Below are 834 nucleotides of genomic sequence, written 5' to 3' on the forward strand. Positions count from 1 at the left end.
CATCGATCACGTCGTCGCCTTCGCCGCCCTCGACAAGGTCGTTGCCGGAGCCGGCCCTGATCACGTCGTTGCCGCTGCCGCCGAAGACGTCGTCGTCGCCGGAGCCGCCATCGAGCGAATCGTCGCCTTCGCCGCCCCAGAGCGTGTCGTTGCCGGCGCCGCCCTTCAGCGTGTCGTTGCCGGCGCCGCCATCGAAAGCATCGTCGCCATTGCCGCCGGTGACGACATCGTTGCCGGCCCCGAACAGCAGCTTCTCGATGTTGCTGAAGCTGTTGGTGCCGATGCCTTCGCCCGAGGCCTTGCCGGCCGCGAAGTCGACGCTGACCGCCCCGGTCGCGGCCGAGAGGTCGAGCGTATCGAAGCCGTCGCCGCCATCGATCACGTCATGGCCCGCTCCGGCGACGATGATGTCGTCGCCGCCACCGGCCAGGATCACGTCGTCGCCGGCCCCGCCGACGAGGCGGTTGGCGCCATCGTCGCCGATCAGGACGTCGTTGCCGGAGCCGCCGATGACGTTCTCGATCGAGATCAGCTCGTCCTCGCCGCTCTCGTCGCCGAAGGCGATGCCCTGCGACAGGTCGACGGTGACGCCGGCGGTGTCGTCGGAATAGTCGGCGGTGTCGCTGCCGTCGCCGCCATCGAGCCGGTCGTCCTCGGCGCCGCCCATCAGCACGTCGTCGCCCGCGCCGCCGAACAGCAGATCGTCGCCGGCGCCGCCCTTGAGGACGTCGTCGCCATCCTCGCCATGCAGCTCGTCATCGCCGTCGCCGCCATCGACCACGTCGTTGCCCGCTCCGGCCTGAACCAGATCGTCGCCCGCACCGGCCAGGATCA

The 834-nt window shown here is 70.1% G+C and carries 1 protein-coding gene; it reads right to left on the minus strand.

Annotation, left to right across the window (positions count from 1 at the left end):
• Nucleotides 1-834 (minus strand): calcium-binding protein (locus RKE40_RS29610; RefSeq protein WP_316021731.1); only part of this gene is annotated, 834 nt, incomplete at both ends.

This window comes from Allobosea rubneri (genome assembly GCF_032464875.1).
Lineage (GTDB): Bacteria > Pseudomonadota > Alphaproteobacteria > Rhizobiales > Beijerinckiaceae > Allobosea > Allobosea rubneri.